The sequence below is a fragment of the Spongiimicrobium salis genome (genome assembly GCF_043678055.1).
Classification (GTDB): domain Bacteria; phylum Bacteroidota; class Bacteroidia; order Flavobacteriales; family Flavobacteriaceae; genus Spongiimicrobium; species Spongiimicrobium salis.
Map to the genome: position 1 here is coordinate 884,678 of NZ_JBHEQA010000002.1, position 16,996 is coordinate 901,673.

17 protein-coding genes are annotated in these 16,996 nt (G+C 39.7%); 15 read left to right on the top strand and 2 right to left on the bottom strand.

Annotation, left to right across the window (positions count from 1 at the left end; translation table 11 throughout):
* The first annotated feature begins 147 nt into the window (after positions 1–147).
* The 7 genes from ACEXOE_RS13175 (at position 148) to ACEXOE_RS13205 (ending at position 8,129) form a co-directional block, all read left to right on the top strand.
* On the top strand, positions 148–912 hold the full coding sequence (locus ACEXOE_RS13175) for a Rossmann-like and DUF2520 domain-containing protein (RefSeq protein WP_394749273.1): 765 nt from the start codon (positions 148–150) through the stop codon (positions 910–912).
* Positions 896–1,423 carry a KdsC family phosphatase gene (locus tag ACEXOE_RS13180; RefSeq protein ID WP_394749274.1) on the top strand — a complete coding sequence of 176 codons (528 nt, stop codon included), beginning with the start codon at positions 896–898 and terminating at the stop codon, positions 1,421–1,423. The genes ACEXOE_RS13175 and ACEXOE_RS13180 overlap by 17 nt, the downstream gene beginning before the upstream one ends.
* 3 nt (positions 1,424–1,426) lie before the next feature.
* Complete coding sequence (locus ACEXOE_RS13185; protein WP_394749275.1) at positions 1,427–2,014, top strand: Maf family nucleotide pyrophosphatase; 588 nt, start codon at positions 1,427–1,429, stop codon at positions 2,012–2,014.
* Between the two features lie 35 nt (positions 2,015–2,049).
* Complete coding sequence (locus ACEXOE_RS13190; protein WP_394749276.1) at positions 2,050–3,000, top strand: septum formation inhibitor Maf; 951 nt, start codon at positions 2,050–2,052, stop codon at positions 2,998–3,000.
* A 119-nt stretch (positions 3,001–3,119) separates the two neighbouring features.
* Positions 3,120–5,654 carry a PIG-L family deacetylase gene (locus tag ACEXOE_RS13195; RefSeq protein ID WP_394749277.1) on the top strand — a complete coding sequence of 845 codons (2,535 nt, stop codon included), beginning with the start codon at positions 3,120–3,122 and terminating at the stop codon, positions 5,652–5,654.
* A gap of 105 nt (positions 5,655–5,759) precedes the next feature.
* A complete protein-coding gene (locus ACEXOE_RS13200; protein WP_394749278.1) occupies positions 5,760–7,457 on the top strand; it encodes a sodium:solute symporter in 1,698 nt (565 codons plus the stop codon).
* Positions 7,458–7,517: 60 nt separating this feature from the next.
* Complete coding sequence (locus tag ACEXOE_RS13205) at positions 7,518–8,129, top strand: HAD family hydrolase (protein ID WP_394749279.1); 612 nt, start codon at positions 7,518–7,520, stop codon at positions 8,127–8,129.
* An 81-nt stretch (positions 8,130–8,210) separates the two neighbouring features.
* On the opposite strand, the gene ACEXOE_RS13210 is transcribed toward ACEXOE_RS13205, so the two are convergent.
* Complete coding sequence (locus ACEXOE_RS13210; RefSeq protein ID WP_394749280.1) at positions 8,211–9,059, bottom strand: DUF2911 domain-containing protein; 849 nt, start codon at positions 9,057–9,059, stop codon at positions 8,211–8,213.
* Between the two features lie 94 nt (positions 9,060–9,153).
* On the bottom strand, positions 9,154–10,281 hold the full coding sequence (locus tag ACEXOE_RS13215) for a T9SS type A sorting domain-containing protein (RefSeq protein WP_394749281.1): 1,128 nt from the start codon (positions 10,279–10,281) through the stop codon (positions 9,154–9,156).
* A 154-nt stretch (positions 10,282–10,435) separates the two neighbouring features.
* Between ACEXOE_RS13215 and ACEXOE_RS13220 the strand changes: the two genes are divergently transcribed.
* The 8 genes from ACEXOE_RS13220 (at position 10,436) to ACEXOE_RS13255 (ending at position 16,885) form a co-directional block, all read left to right on the top strand.
* Positions 10,436–11,116, top strand: a complete 681-nt coding sequence (locus ACEXOE_RS13220; protein WP_394749282.1) for an MIP/aquaporin family protein — start codon at positions 10,436–10,438, stop codon at positions 11,114–11,116.
* A gap of 89 nt (positions 11,117–11,205) precedes the next feature.
* On the top strand, positions 11,206–11,703 hold the full coding sequence (locus tag ACEXOE_RS13225) for an SRPBCC family protein (RefSeq protein ID WP_394749283.1): 498 nt from the start codon (positions 11,206–11,208) through the stop codon (positions 11,701–11,703).
* Between the two features lie 10 nt (positions 11,704–11,713).
* Positions 11,714–13,027, top strand: coding sequence for a cryptochrome/photolyase family protein (locus tag ACEXOE_RS13230; protein WP_394749284.1), 1,314 nt, complete (start codon positions 11,714–11,716; stop codon positions 13,025–13,027).
* A 40-nt stretch (positions 13,028–13,067) separates the two neighbouring features.
* The gene (locus ACEXOE_RS13235) at positions 13,068–13,496 is read left to right on the top strand and encodes a DUF1801 domain-containing protein (protein ID WP_394749285.1); all 429 of its coding nucleotides are present in this window, start codon (positions 13,068–13,070) and stop codon (positions 13,494–13,496) included.
* Between the two features lie 2 nt (positions 13,497–13,498).
* A complete protein-coding gene (locus tag ACEXOE_RS13240; protein WP_394749286.1) occupies positions 13,499–14,929 on the top strand; it encodes an amidohydrolase in 1,431 nt (476 codons plus the stop codon).
* Positions 14,930–15,364, top strand: coding sequence for a GNAT family N-acetyltransferase (locus tag ACEXOE_RS13245; RefSeq protein ID WP_394749287.1), 435 nt, complete (start codon positions 14,930–14,932; stop codon positions 15,362–15,364).
* A 50-nt stretch (positions 15,365–15,414) separates the two neighbouring features.
* The gene (locus ACEXOE_RS13250) at positions 15,415–15,858 is read left to right on the top strand and encodes a VOC family protein (protein WP_394749288.1); all 444 of its coding nucleotides are present in this window, start codon (positions 15,415–15,417) and stop codon (positions 15,856–15,858) included.
* 34 nt (positions 15,859–15,892) lie between these two features.
* Positions 15,893–16,885 carry a pirin family protein gene (locus ACEXOE_RS13255; RefSeq protein WP_394749289.1) on the top strand — a complete coding sequence of 331 codons (993 nt, stop codon included), beginning with the start codon at positions 15,893–15,895 and terminating at the stop codon, positions 16,883–16,885.
* The last annotated feature ends 111 nt before the right edge of the window (positions 16,886–16,996 follow it).

A 16,996-nucleotide genomic window follows, 5' to 3' on the forward strand; every position in this document is an offset into this window, starting at 1 on the left:
AAATAGACATTTCATCTGTTTGGATCATTAGGGTTTCAAAAAGTCCAAAACCCTAAATTTCCTATTTACCATTTAAAATAGGACAGTATTCAAAAAAACTTCGACGTCTACACCCAAAAATTTTTAGGTAATACGTACTTTCGTGCTATGATGAAAGTGGTTCTTATAGGCACAGGCAATGTGGCCAAACACCTATTCAATGCGCTCCTGAAATGCGACGATATTGCTGTTCTTGAGGTTGTAGGGCGTACCACAGAAAAACTATCCTACTTTAAGCAGGATACTACAATTAACACCAATCCGAAAAAGATTCAGGATGCAGATATATATATCATTGTAGTTAGTGACGATGCCATATCAGCCGTATCACGTCATCTTATTGCAAAACAAGGGTTGGTCATGCACACTTCGGGCAGTATCCCAATGGAAGCATTATCCGATGTAAAACGAAAGGGTGTTTTTTATCCACTACAAACGTTTCGCGAAGGACAAAAAGTCAATTTTAAAACTATTCCTATCTGTATCGAGGCGACACAAGCGTCCGATCTGGCAAAGATGTCCCTATTGGCCAATGCCATTTCCGATCATGTGCATGAAATTAACTCTGCGCAACGCAAATACCTGCACTTAGCGGCTGTATTTGTAAATAACTTTACCAATCATATGTACCATATTGGTCAAGAAATCTGTACAACGCACCAATTGCCTTTTTCCATACTACATCCCCTATTATTGGAAACTGCGGAAAAAATAAAAGAATTCAGCCCCTATAATGTGCAAACCGGACCAGCCAAACGAAAAGACAAAGGCACGCTGGAAAAGCAAAAGGCATTATTGGAAAATGATATGCATAAAAACATCTATACCCTACTAAGTCAGTCAATTCAAAAAACCTATGGAGAAAAGCTATAAACAATACCTTAACGATATCACCACCTTTATTTTTGATGTTGACGGTGTTTTTACCGACGGCAGCTTATTGATTACCGCTACAGGAGATATGTTGCGCACCATGAATGTGAAAGATGGATATGCCCTAAAAACCGCATTACAAAAAGGATATCATGTTTGTATCATTACAGGAGGCACCAATGAGGGCGTTCAAAAACGTTTGGAGGGCCTGGGAGTCAAGGATATTTATATGGGTGCCCATCATAAAGAAACACCTTTGAAAACCTATCTGGAAAAGAAGAATATCAATGCCGCAAATGTATTGTATATGGGCGATGATATACCCGATATTCCACCGATGCAGCAAGTAGGTTTGGCCTGTTGCCCCCAAGACGCCGTAGCCGAAGTGAAATCGATCGCTAACTATGTTTCCCATAAGAACGGAGGGGAAGGTTGCGTTAGGGACGTTATTGAACAAGTATTGAAGGTTCGGGGAGACTGGCATGGGAATTTTAGTGCTAAGAACGATTGATCCATGTTAGAAAACATCCTAGAGCACTATCATGTAATCCTTGCTTCCGGCTCTCCGAGAAGGCAACAATTCTTTAAAGAACTAGGGATTCCATTTGAGGTGCGATTAAAGCCTATCGATGAAATATACCCGCCAAATCTAAAAGCGCATGAAATATCAGATTACCTTGCCCTCTTAAAAGCCAATGCCTTTAAAGCGGAATTGAAAGATAAGGACATCTTGATTACTTCAGATACCGTGGTATGGCATAAGGGTCATTCTTTGGCCAAACCCATGAATTCTGAGGAAGCCCATAGGATGCTCCGTACGCTATCCAATGATTGGCATGCGGTAATTACTTCTGTTTGTTTTAGTACGAGCACAATGCAAAAAGTAGTACATCAATCTACCCGAGTGAAATTCAAGGCCTTGAGCGACGAAGAAATAAGGTTCTATATAGACACCTATAGCCCTTATGATAAGGCAGGTGGCTATGGTATTCAAGATTGGATCGGTCTAATTGGCATTGAAGAAATTCAAGGGACCTATAGCAATGTAGTAGGCTTGCCCACCAATTTGGTTTACAAAACGTTAATAGCTATGGTAAGTTAATGCTTTTTAGGTAATTTTGATAAAAACATCGTCTTATGAGGTCATTTAGCACTATCGGAATATTAGGTTCCCTTGTTTTGAGTTTTACAATACTTTCCGCTTGTGGAGAAGCTCCTGCAAAGGAAGTAAAGGAGGTAGCAATGAATACTTCTTCCCCTAAAGCAAAGCCAACACCCAAAAAACCACTTTCCGAAGCCTTTAAAAAATACTGGTATGCCGGCAATGCCGAAATTACGTCGTATCAATTGGAAATGGCCCGTTATGGCGAAATCAGGGAAGGAAAGGCCGTTATGGTATATGTTACGGAACCTTTTGCTGCCGGGAAACAAGTGAAGGCCGATCGCAGCAATCCCAGCAATATTCCAGTATTAAAACTAAATACGACCAAAAAGTTCCTTACGGGTATCTACCCCTATTCTATTATGACCAGTAGTTTTTACCCTGTGAGTAATGATCAACATGCCATTAAACTAACCAATTCCGTACAAGAATGGTGCGGACAAGTTTTTGCACAATTGAACAACAAAGAACAATTTGAAGTGGCTTCCTTTTCTTATTTCGAAAGTGAGGGCGATCATCAATTCAAACTGGAAAAAGAGGTTTTAGAGAACGAGCTGTGGAATCAATTGCGTATTGACCCCAAAAGTCTTCCTATGGGTGAATTTAAAATGATTCCTTCTTTAGAATACATCAGATTGCGTCATAAGGAGGTTAAAGCCTATACCGCAACTGCTTCTATTCAGGAAAGAGGGCCGCTAAGTACGTATACTATTGATTATCCGGAATTGGACCGAAATTTATCCATCACTTTTTCCAATGCTTTTCCCTATACGATTGAAAGTTGGACAGAATCGTACAAGAGTGGCTTTGGCCCCAAAGCCAAAATACTCACCAATAAGGCCACTAAAATAAACCGTATTAAGAGTGCTTATTGGGGTAAAAACAAAAATAAAGATTTGCATTTAAGAGATAGTTTGGGGATATAGGTCCAAAATCTTCAATAAATATGGGGATAAAGACCATCATGTTAAAGAAGTTCTAAAACCTACTTGGTAGGCAACTAATCTTTCTATCTTTGGCTCACATCAACTAATGCCTTACAACTATGCGTAAATTTTTGGTATGCTTCACCGCTTTCCTATGCTCAATTCCGTTAAGCCATGCACAATCACCAAAAAAACTTTCTTCATCTGAAATATATCATTCCTTACAAAAATTAAATTTTTTAGGTACTGCACTGTATGTAGCAGCGCACCCTGATGATGAAAACACAAGATTGATTGCCTATCTTTCTAATGAAGTAAAGGCAAGAACGGCTTATTTATCCTTAACCAGAGGAGATGGTGGACAAAATTTGATCGGTCCTGAATTACGCGAATTGTTGGGGGTCTTACGAACCCAAGAACTATTGGCTGCACGTGGTGTGGATGGCGGAGAACAATTTTTTACCCGAGCCAACGATTTTGGTTTTTCCAAACATCCAGACGAAACTTTAAAAATATGGGATAAAGAAGCTGTATTGGGTGATGTTGTCTGGGTTATTCGAAATTTAAAACCCGATGTGATCATCAATCGTTTTGATCATAGAACTCCTGGAACTACGCACGGACACCATACTTCCTCCGCAATGTTAAGTAAGGAAGCTTTTGATTTGGTCAATGATAAAAATGCATATCCGGAGCAATTGAAGTATACCGAGGTTTGGCAACCCAAAAGACAGTTCTTCAACACAGGATGGTGGTTCTATGGCAGTCAGGAAAACTTTAGAAAAGCGGACAAAACCAATTTATTACATTTTGATGTAGGAGTATATTACCCTATGAGAGGACTTTCCAATAATGAAATTGCCTCCATTGCCAGTAGCCAACATTTATGTCAGGGCTTTGGGAGAATTTCTACCAGAGGCTCACAAGACGAATACATTGAATTGATCAATGGAGATCTGCCCAAGGACAAAAACAACATTTTTGATGGAATCAATACCACTTGGTCTCGTGTGGAAGGGGGAAAAGCTATTGGAAAAATCCTGTATGCCTTGGAAAAGGAGTTTGATTTTGTCAATCCCTCCAAACATTTGCCGGAGTTGGTAAAAGCACGTCAGTTATTGGCAAATATTAAAGATGCCCACTGGAGAAAACTTAAATTAAAGGAATTGGATGATTTAATATTATCCATCACGGGATTGTATTTGGAAGCTTCTGCCCAAACCGCTTATACCAATCCAGAAAGTACGGTAAAAGTAAACATTGAAGCTCTTAATAGAAGTGAGGCCAATATTACTTTAAAGTCAATAAAAATCGAAGAAACAGGAGAGCAACTTACTCCTAATAGCAAGCTCCAAAACAATCAAAGGAGTACCTATGAGATTTCCTTAAATGTTGCTAAGAATACGGGATATACCAGTCCTTATTGGTTGAGCGATCAAGGTAGTTTGGGTATGTATACCGTAAACGATCAAAATCTTATCGGGAAAGCGGAGACGCCACGGGCCTTTCACGCAAATTTCACTTTAGATTTTAATGGATACCCCATTTCTTTTACTAGACCTATTGTCCGTCGCTATTCCAGACCAGATAAGGGAGAATTGTATCGTCCTTTTGAAATTTTGCCAGAAGCAACGGTAGCTATGCCTGATAAAGTAGTCATTTTTGCAGATGCCTCTACGAAGGAAATTCCAGTGACCATTACTGCTGGCAGAAATGACCTTAGCGGGAGTGTACGATTGAATTATCCGGAAGGATGGCAGGTCAGTCCTGAAAAGATCGACTTTAACATTGCCCAAAAAGGGGATGGACAAACGGTAACTTTTAAAGTAGTTCCTCCATCCGGCGAAAGTGAAGGGAATATTACGCCTATGGTAAATGTCGATGGAAAAGTATACTCCAAAGAGTTAATTTCCATTACCTATGACCATGTACCGCAGCAATCTATATTATTACCTGCCAAAACAAAAATAGTTCGTTTAAACATCCAAAAAGTAGGGGAACATATTGGGTATATTGTTGGTGCCGGTGACAAAATACCGGAAAGTTTAGAACAGATTGGGTACAATGTGCACCTCATTGACCCAAGTACAATTCAAAAGGGAAGTTTGGATAAGTATGATGCTGTTGTTGTAGGGATCCGTGCGTATAATGTGGTTCCTGAATTGCGGTTTAAACAACGTTTCTTATTGGACTATGTCAATGAGGGAGGTAATCTTGTTATTCAATACAATACTGCTGGTAGAAGAGGGCTGAATATAGACAATCTTGCCCCCTACCCCATTACCCTATCCAGAGATCGTGTGACGGATGAAAATTCGAAAGTGGAGATCTTGGCAAAAGATCATTCCCTTATTAATTATCCCAATGCTATAAAAGAAGGGGATTTTGATGGCTGGGTACAGGAGCGAGGACTTTATTTTCCAAATAGCTGGGACAAACAATTTACGCCCATTCTTTCCATGAACGATGCCGGGGAAAGTGCAAAAAAAGGCAGCCTTATTATTGCACCTTATGGGAAAGGAAATTATATTTATACGGGACTCAGCTTTTTTAGGGAATTGCCTGCGGGTGTTTCCGGCGCTTACAAATTATTCGCCAATATGCTTTCTATAGGAAAAGAAAAAGTAGAGAAGGAAAATGCAATTAAAGGCTAATTATGCACAATAAATTTATTTGGAAAAAAGCATACACCATTGTGCTTGTTCTCAATATACTATACTTTATTTTTTTCTATTATATAATGACCGCACACCGCTAATATGGAAAGAATAGATTGGATCATACTCTCAGGGACATTACTATTCATTGTTGGCTATGGAGTATGGAAAACACGAAAAAACAAAAGTGTAAATGATTATATTCTTGGCGGAAAAGAGGCAAAATGGTGGACTATAGGCTTATCGGTAATGGCTACACAAGCCAGTGCCATCACTTTTTTGTCTACACCTGGGCAAGCTTTTCATGATGGAATGGGTTTTGTTCAATTTTATTTTGGACTTCCGATAGCAATGGTCATTATCTGCATGGTCTTTGTTCCCTTGTACCATCGTCTAAAAGTCTATACGGCCTATGAATTTTTGGAAAAACGATTTGATCTAAAGACGAGAACCTTAGCGGCTATTCTATTTTTAATACAACGGGGTTTGGCTGCAGGGATTACCATTTTTGCGCCCGCTATTATTCTTTCCGCTGTTTTAGGTTGGAATTTAAGGCTACTTACCGTAATTATAGGCCTTTTGGTTATTGTATATACCGTATCGGGAGGAACCAAAGCCGTAAATGTCACCCAAAAGCAGCAAATGTTTATTATCATGGGAGGTATGTTCGCTGCTTTTTTCTTTATTATGAATTACCTGCCCAATGATATCACCTTCACCAAGGCTTTGAAAGTTGCGGGAGCAAATGATAAATTGAACATCCTGGATTTTAGTTTTGACACGGATAAAAGATATACCTTTTGGAGCGGAATTACCGGGGGGCTTTTTTTAGCGCTATCCTATTTTGGTACAGATCAAAGCCAGGTACAACGCTATCTCTCCGGGAAATCGATTCGCGAGAGTCAATTGGGGCTTATTTTCAATGGAATTTTAAAAATTCCCATGCAATTTTTTATCCTTTTGATCGGGGTGATGGTATTTGTGTTCTATCAATATCATCCCTCTCCCCTGAATTTTAACCCTTCTGCAACAAAAATTGTCATGGATTCGCCTTATGCTGGGGAATATGCTGCATTGGAAGCGGAACATCAAAAATTGGAAGTGCAAAAAAAAATTGCGCAAAATCACTATTCCAATGCCTTAGAACTGAAGGAGTACGCGGCTATTGAAGGGGCAAAACAAGAAATCATTGCCATAAACAAAAAGGAGAAATACAACAGATTGGCAGGAAAAGCCCTGATCAAACAGGCGAGTGCCGTGGTGGAAACCAATGACAAAGATTATGTTTTTATTCATTTTATCCTGAATTACCTTCCCAAAGGATTGGTAGGCCTTCTGCTTGCGGTAATTCTTTCAGCAGCCATGTCGTCCACTGCTTCCGAACTAAATGCCCTAGGTACCATAACAGCATTAGATCTGTATAAAAGAAATACCAGGGGCAAGTCCGATAATCATTATGTAACCGCTTCTAAAGGTTTTACATTATTATGGGGGATTATTGCTATTGGAATCGCCAGTTTTGCCAATCTCTTCGATAATTTGATCCAGTTGGTGAATATTATCGGTTCTATCTTTTACGGGAATGTCCTAGGTATTTTTTTATTGGCCTTCTTTTTTAAGTTTATTCGCGGGAATGCCGTTTTCATTGGGGCCATTATTACCCAAGTCATAGTTATCTTAGGATGGTACCTGGATTGGATGTCTTATCTATGGCTCAATGCCTTTGGATGTGCATTGGTTATCGCTATTGCCTTCGTAATAGAGCTTATTGAAAGAAATACTTCGGAAACCCCAGTTTAATACCTAGTTTGTTTCAATAAGAACGGATGTTGTATTTCCCTAACAAATGCAAATTGAGGAATGAGTACAATCAAAACCATCGTATTTGACTTATATCATACTTTGATTGAGATAAAGGAATCGAACCATTTCTTTTTGAGATTGTTTAAAGATTCCCAAAACGGCTTCGGTATGGATGTTTCTAGCTACCTCCAACTTATTATGAAAACTAAGCTTAATGATTTAAGTACTATTCTACCGCCAGAGTTTAATATCTTATTTCATAAAAACTTAAAACATCTAGAAGAAGAACTGAATTCTATTATCGTTTATACAGAGGTCTTTAATGTTCTTCAGGATTTAAACAAGGAATTTCGGATTTTTCTAGTTTCAAATTTGGCATGTCCCTATAAAGCTCCAGTTTTTCACCATAATTTAGATCAGTATTTTGAAAAAATGATTTTTTCGAGTGATGTTGGGTATTTAAAACCCGATAGAAGGATTTTTTCTGAAGTTGAAAAACTAACAGCTAATATGCCCAAAGAAATACTAATGATTGGAGATTCCTTTAAATCAGATATTGTCGGAGCAAAAAATATGGGATGGAACTATTTAAGGGTTAATCGTTTTACTTCCATCTCAAAAGATTATGAAATAAAGGATTTGAACCTTATACGGAAACACATTTTATAGTTGAATCAAATATCCATATTCCATGTATGAAAAAGGCCGCTATGATGATAGCGGCCTTTTTTACTATAAAAATACTTTTACTTATAGTGCACCCCATTCTTTTAAGGATGCCTTGTTTTGGCGTACATAGCCTCCGTTATTTGCAGCTTCAGCAGCAGCTAGGGATTTTTTGGCAGCAGCGATAGCTCCTTTTTTATCTCCCAACTTGGCATAGATCAAAGCTTGTCTTCTCATGACCCAGAACTGCCTTCCTTCCTTATCCATAGCTACAGCCTTGTCAATCCATTCTTTGGCTTTTTTCAAATCTTTTCCTTCTTCATAATAATAAGAAGCTGCAGCGTAGTAGTCTCCTCCAGAAGGGCCATTCATGACATTTTCAATGCTTGCAACCGCCTTTTCTACCGTTGGCACCTCAATTTTTACCCCTACATAGGTCTTTTCCCAAAGTAGGCCCAATACCCCAGCGTTATTCGTTAAATCATCAAAAGAAATCGTAAAGGTTTCAATAGGCATAGGCATTGGATATACCTCTACCGTTGTTTTGGCCACAACTTTGCTGTCATCCCATTTCCTAGGGGTACCCCAGTTATTGGTATCTGCATAGAAATACACTTCCCAAGTGGTTTTGCCCGGTCTTGTATAAAGGGCATAAGTACCTGCTTTAAGGGTTTGACCATCAACTTTTACATCATCGCTAAAAGCCACTGTTGTATTGGCATTGGCTCCGGTTCTCCATACTTCTCCATAAGCTTCCAAACCTCCAAAAATAGTACGTCCCCGCATGGAAGGTCTTGAATACTCTACGGTAATATCAGTAAGTCCTACGGTTTGCTTCAAGGTGGAAGAAGGACTTGGTTGTGGTGTCGTAATTTGCGCCTGTACTCCTACGGCAACAAAAAGTAAACACGCTAAAAGTGTCAATTTTTTCATTTTAAATGGATTTAATAGTTTTTTAGCGAAATTAGATAAAACCAACCGTGAATTTGTTAACAAATCCTTAAAAAGTAGGGTGAAGACCACATTTTTAATAGCGTGCAAAGCCTTTTGAAATAATTCCAGATCGTAAGTAAAAGGTCAGATAATATATGCCGGTGGACAAAGCAGAAATAGCAATGGTATTAGCGGTAATCTGATTGGGTAAGGCAAACTCTACCATTTTCCCGCTACTGTCAAAAATAGCTCTCCCTAGAATTTCGGAAGTGGTTTGCAACTCATATTCCAATGTTTGGGAATTTGGGGAGGTAAAAATTAAAAATTGTTCTTCTTCATTTTCAGGAGGCATTTCAATTTCTAAAATAGCATTGAATGCAAACAATCGCGAAGGTGATGTAATATTAAAATTGGAATTGGAAAAGAATTCCGAGGAAAAAAAATAACGTCCATCACCTATGGCAGCTAAAGCTTCAACCTGAATTGTACCCAGGTTTAAATTTGTCCTTTCCGTGGTTCCTCCAAAAATAGAGGTAGTCGTCAATCCCTTTACCTCAATTAAAAAACCTTGTAATAAGGAAGTATAACCAATTAAAAACAAGGTTTCGCCCAAAGGGTCAAAAGTTGCTCCCGTAACCAATCCCCTGCTATCATATTCCTCCATAGGCTGAGCAATATGATTTCCAGGTAGTTTTGGAATTGAATACACTACAGTTCCGTTACCTTGCCATTGTTTTGTAAGCAGTACCAATTGATCATTATAATGGAACAAGGCTTCTGCATCCCAATTACTATTTGGAGCCCTATCGAAATTGGTTTGATCTTGATATGAAAAGTCAATGCGATCGGCCATAACCGAAGTATTGGCATCATAGGCCGTTTTAAGAATCCTGTAAATCACCAAATCCTGCCGGTCTCCGTTAAAGTTTCCAAAGTCCCCTATATAAATATAGTTTTCATCTTGTGTGATATCTTCCCAGTCCACATTGGTTGCATTTGCAATGCGTATTGTTCTGGTTATGGCTAAAGAAACCGTATCGATCTCGTGCAATAGCGCTTCATTCCCCGAATCGTTATGGGTGATCAGTTTCCCATTGTAAAATAGTAATCCAGAGCTCTCGGTCAACGCATTTGGAAGCTGGCCAATTTCTATAATATCTTCTTGGGCAGATACTACAAAAACACCTAACAGAAAAAGCAGATATAAGCGTTTTATTCTCAAGCTTGTATAAAATAAACAGTAGTTTTGAATGCTAACGAAATAATAAGGAAATCCGTATACCCGAAAAAGTAGGGATTTCAAGTTTTAATTTACTTATTTTTTACGACAAGCTAACATTTAGTTCATATGAAAACAATTAATTTTGCGCTTACGTATGAAGAACAAACCCTATATCGCTGAATTTTTTGGAACCTTTGCCATGGTTTTTTGTGGAACGGGAGCAATGACCATCAATGAAATCACCGGAGGAAGTGTTACCGGAGTGGGAATTGGTATCACATGGGGTTTCATTGTAATAGCAATGATCTATGCATTTGGAGATATTTCCGGTGCCCATTTTAATCCAGCAGTTACCTTGGCCTTCGCTTTTGCCAAGAAATTTTCATGGAAAAAAGTCCCGGTTTATATTCTTATCCAATGTCTCGGTGCCCTTGTAGCCAGTGCCGTTTTATGGTTTCTTTTTCCGGAAAGTGAATGGTTGGGGGGAACCCAACCGTCCGTAGCCCCATACTTTCCTCCCTACAAGGCCTTTATTTTGGAGATTTTACTGACTTTTTTCTTGATGTTGGTCATCATTAATGTTTCTACTGGTGCCAAGGAAATAGGAATTATCGCTGGTTTGGCAATTGGTGGAGTGGTCATGCTGGAGGCTATATTTGCCGGTCCAATGACCAATGCCTCCATGAACCCTGCACGGTCTCTTGGTCCTGCCCTAATTTCCGGGCATCTTGAAAATCTATGGCTATATCTCAGCGCTCCTTTCATTGGAGCTATTTTAGCCGTAATTAGTTGTAGGTTGGTAAAAGACGAAAATTGCTGCAATGATGACTGTTAAGAGCCCAAAGTAATCCTTTTTTTAATTTTGTTTATTTTTTTTAGTTTTTTGTTAAACAAAATCGTGCTATTTTTGTAAAAACAGATAGCATGAAATTGTATCAATTGCATTCCAAACAGGCCTTGCCCATTTCCAAGGAAAAAGCTTGGGGTTTCCTTTCCAGTCCCAAAAACCTTCAAGTTATTACTCCGGACCATATGGGGTTTCATATTTTATCCGGGGCCGACCGCCCGATGTATCCTGGGCAAATTATTCAGTATAAAGTATCTCCTTTCCCAGGCTTCACCACAAAATGGGTCACCGAAATCACGCATGTAAAAGAAGGAAGTTATTTTGTGGATGAGCAGCGATTTGGCCCCTATGCGCTCTGGCATCACAAACATTTTATTAAAGAAATTGATGGAGGTATAGAAATGGAAGATCTTATTGATTATAAAATTCCAATGGGGATTCTAGGACAATTGGCACATCCTTTCCTTGTAAAAAAACAACTTCTTAAAATATTTCAATATCGGGAAAAGCAACTTAGCAGTTTGTTTGGAGAAATAGAAGGCATTCCCAATCATTTCAGTTTAAAATCTATTTAAGTATTCCCCTATGACGACAAAAGAGCAGTTGGTAATTTTTTGGTTTCGCAGAGATCTACGCTTGGAAGATAATGCTGGTCTATCCGCCGCTTTAGCACATGGTTTACCGGTTTTGCCCCTCTTTATCTTTGATACAGAAATTCTGGATAAATTGCCCAAAGACGATGCTAGGGTCCATTTCATTTACCAGACCTTAAAGAGGATGCGCAAAGAACTGCAGGAAAATTATGGAAGTAGTATTGCACTCTATCATGGCAGCCCCATGACAATATTTGAAAAAATCATACAGAACTATACGGTCGAGGCCGTATATACCAACCACGATTATGAGCCCTATGCGCAGAAAAGGGACACTTCAATAGCTACATTCCTTCAGACAAGGAATATTGCCTTCAACACCTTTAAAGATCAAGTCATTTTCGAAAAGGATGAAGTTTGTAAAGACAATGGTACTCCTTATGTGGTATATACCCCATTCATGCGAAAATGGAAGACCATTTTTAATGCCAATCATTGCAAATCCTACACGGTTCCTTTCTCTAGGGAAAACTTGATCCAAGATCTACAATTGCCCGATATTCAATTATCTGAACTCGGTTTTGTGCCTTCCTCTATACAAATCCCCCCCTACCATGTTACTGCAGGCTTCATTGAAAATTATGAAAAAACCCGAGACTATCCGGCACTTAAACAGGGGACTTCGAGATTGGGAATACACCTCCGTTTTGGTACGGTATCTATTAGGGCTATGGTACAAAGGGCCATTAAGACTAAAAATGAAATTTTTTGGAACGAATTGATTTGGAGGGAATTCTTTATGCAAATCCTTTGGCATTTTCCTCATACCATAAACAAGGCTTTTAGATCAAAGTACGATCGCATTGCATGGCGAAATCATCCTCAGGAATTTGAAGCCTGGAAAAATGGACAAACGGGATACCCTTTGGTAGATGCCGGAATGCGCGAATTAAATACTACCGGACATATGCACAATAGAGTGCGTATGCTTGTGGCGAGTTTTCTGTGTAAGCATTTATTAATCGATTGGCGTTGGGGAGAAGCCTATTTTGCCGAGAAGTTGTTGGATTATGAATTGAGCAGTAATGTAGGGAATTGGCAATGGGCCGCTGGAAGTGGCGTTGATGCCGCCCCCTATTTTAGAATCTTCAATCCTTTGACTCAAATCGATAAGTTTGACAAAGAAAAGACCTATGTAAATACATGGGTTCCCGAATTACAGGAACTCCACTATCCCTCCCCCATAGTAAACCATAAAATGGCTCGTGAACGTTGTTTAAAAGTCTATAAGACTGCTGTGGGTTAGTGGCTTTTTAGTATATTTAGGTCTTATCTGCCTAAAGAACATGTCCAAAAATAAAACAAGACCGAATACCAATTCAGTAGGTGCATTTCTGGATACTATTGAAAATCCCATTAAAAGGAAGGATTGTAATACGCTATTGGATCTCTTCAAAGAAATAACTAATCATCCACCTATGATGTGGGGTGGCAGTATCATTGGTTTTGGTTCTTATCATTATGTATATGACTCAGGAAGGGAAGGCGATATGTTCCTCACAGGCTTTTCCCCAAGAAAACAAAATATCTCCATTTATATCATGGCCGGCTTTAAACGCTATGGTGAGCTCATGGAAACTTTAGGTCCCCATAAAACCGGGAAATCATGTCTTTATGTCAAACGACTAGCCGATGTTAATGCAGACGTGCTTCAATCCCTGATTCAACTATCCTACAATCATATGAACGAAAAATACAATTTAAAAACCAACTAAAAATGAAAAATACAATACTTCTGGTCCTGGTGTTACTTGTATCGGTATCACTCCCTGCCCAAAAAATGAACAAGAATAAAAAAGCTGCCATAGCTTCTGTGGAAAAACATAAAGCAGCACTCGTACGTCTAAGCGATTCTATTTGGTCTTTGGCGGAAACGGCTTTTGAAGAAGATCTTTCTTCCAAAGTATTGGCAGATTATGCAGAAAAGAATGGCTTTATGGTAGAAAGGGGTGTTGCCGGAATGCCTACAGCCTTTGTAGCTTCCTATGGATCTGGACAACCCGTTATAAGCGTTTTGGGGGAATTTGATGCACTTCCCGGGCTTTCACAAAAAACAGTACCCACTAAAAATCCATTACAGGAAGATGCCGCTGGCCATGGTTGCGGGCATAACCTTTTTGGCGTTGGAAGCTTGGGTGCTGCCATCGCTGCGAAAGAACTTATAGAGGCAGGAAAATTAAAAGGAACCGTCAAATTCTTTGGGACTCCTTCAGAGGAAAAGTTTTTCGGCAAAATATGGATGGTACGGGATGGTTTATGGAATGGTGTGGATGTCAACCTAAGTTGGCACCCAAGTGCCAGTACTAAGGCCGATGTACAAAGTTCGTTGGCTTTAGTAGATTTTAAAGTAGAGTTTTTTGGACAGGCGGCCCATGCCTCCGCGGATCCTTGGAATGGGCGCAGTGCATCGGATGCCCTTGAATTATATACCACTGGAATCAATTATTATAGGGAACATATAAAACCAACGGTTCGTATACATTACCACATACAGGACGGAGGGCAGGTCGTAAACGTGGTCCCGGATTATTCAAAACTATGGGTAAGGGTTCGTGATACCAAAAGAAGTGGTATGCTACCGGTTTATGAACAAGTCAAGAAAATGGCAGAAGGGGCAGCCATCATGGCCAATGTAGATTATAAAATTTCATTAATATCGGGAATCTACGAAGTACTCGTCAATCGTTCCGGGGGAGAAATCATGCAAAAGAACTTAGAACTCTTGGGGCCAATCACCTACACGGAAGAAGAAACCGCCTTTGGAAAGAAAATACAAGAAGTTACAGGAAAGCCCCAAGTAGGCATGGATAGTACGATAAATCCATTGGAAGATACCAAAGAACATCCCGGTGGAGGCTCTACAGATGTTGGGGATGTCAGTTGGAATGTTGCCAACATTAATTTGGGTGTTACTACGGCCCCCAAAGACACGCCATGGCACTCTTGGGCTGTGGTTGCCTGCGGCGGAATGAGTATTGGCCACAAGGGGATGACCTATGCCGCAAAGGCCATGGGGATGACCATGGTAGACCTTTTTGAGAATCCCAAATTGGTTCAGAAAGTAAAAGATGAATATGTGCAGCGTAAAGGGAATGAAAAATATGAAGCTATTGTCCCTGAAGGCCCCCCACCGATCAATCAAAAATAATTGTTAGGAAGTCACGCACAGAAATCCGTTCGCATAGCCCGTATTCAGGCAGAATTGACCTGGTCCATACGTCAGCAGGTGATGTGGCCCAATAAACCTTTGGAGTATGTACAATTGCCCAAAGACCCAGAAGGGATGCATTATGGTTTCTTTCTGGATATGGATTTAGTGGCAGTGGTTTCCTTATTTATTGTGAATGGTGAGGCGCAATTTAGAAAATTTGCCACCTTAAAAGAGCAACAACATCAAGGATATGGTACGCAATTACTTTCGCATATCATGATGGTGGCCCGTAAAAATCATATCGATCGCATTTGGTGCAATGCCAGGGTGGAAAAAGTTCATTTTTATCAAAAATTCGGTTTAAAAAAAACCAAAACTACATTTTCAAAAGGAGGTCATAATTATATCATAATGGAGCGCTTATTTCCTTAGAAAAACTAGTTTTTAGGTATCTTGCAGAAGACAAAAAATCATACATTAAAATGAAAAAATTAATAGCAGCATCCCTTTTTATTTATACCCTAACACTACCTGCCCAATCCTTTAACTTTAAATATGATCATTTTTCCATGGTCGTTGATGATGTTGATAGAAGTGCTGCATTCTATGGTGAGGTGCTCAATTTAAAAGAAACACCGCATCCGGATAATTCGCCGGGATTTCGATGGTTTATTGTCAATGGAAATTCGCAGATACACTTGATCCAGAAGGAATTTACGCCCTTTGAAAAGAACAAATCCATGCATCTCTGTCTGGCCACTGAAAACCTGGATGCCTTTATTGCGCATTTAAAAAAGAAGGGAGTTGTATTCTATGACTGGCCGGGCAAAAAGAATAGTATTACAAATAGGTCCGATGGGGTAAAGCAAATTTATATCCAGGATCCAGATGGTTATTGGGTAGAGGTCAATGATGCCCAGCATTAAATAGGCTTCCATTTTAATTTTAAAGCTTTGAATAATGGCAGTAAAAGAAATTTTTCAATTGGGTTTTCCATGGCAGACGCAGGACCCCTTTTTATTTTGCGTATATCATTTAGATCATTATCCTAAAGGCAACGCACAAATGGGGCCGGTTGCTTCCTTAGAAGGGCGGAATTTAGGAAACGATTTCACTATCAAAGATGGTTGGAGAATGTATCACGGACAGACCGTTCCTGGTTTCCCTTCACATCCACATAGAGGTTTTGAAACCGTAACCATTGTGAATAAGGGATTTTGCGACCATTCTGATTCTTTAGGGGCTGCCGGCAGATTTGGCGAAGGTGACGTTCAATGGATGACTGCAGGCCGCGGCGTGCAACATTCTGAGATGTTCCCCTTATTGAAAAAAGAGGAGAACAATCCTTTAGAGCTTTTTCAAATTTGGCTCAACTTACCTAAAGCAAATAAATTTGTAGATCCACATTTTGCCATGCTCTGGCACGAGGACATTCCTGTGATTTCTAAGGATGGCGTAACCATAAAAGTCATCGCTGGCAAATATGAAAATACTGCGGCCCCAGATCCCGCACCAAACTCCTGGGCCGCTAATTTAGATCATGAAGTAGCCATATGGAATATTCATGTAGATGCCAATACCAGTTTCTCCTTGCCCAAAGCCAATTCTGACGTCAACAGAACTTTGTATTACTATGAGGGCAATGAAATTGGTATCAATGGACAAAGCTTAGCTCCCAATCATGGAATAGCCCTAGATGCTGAGGCGTCTTTCTCATTTACGAACGGGGCTGCTCCTTCTCACTTTCTGCTATTACAGGGAAAACCTATAAAAGAGCCTGTTGCAAAATATGGGCCTTTTGTCATGAATACGGATAAGGAAATCCAACAAGCCATGCAAGAGTATCGACTCACGCAATTTGGTGGATGGCCCTGGCCACATGCGGATAATGTACATGATCGGGAAAAAGGACGGTTTGCCAAGTATCCCGATGGGACATTAGTGGAAAAATAGTTCTTTATAATCGGCCCAAATCATGATAGTAGTTCCCTTGGGCAGCAACTAGCAAGCATAAAAAAATCGTTCAAATATGAACGATTTTTTATCACAAAAGGTTTTATCTGG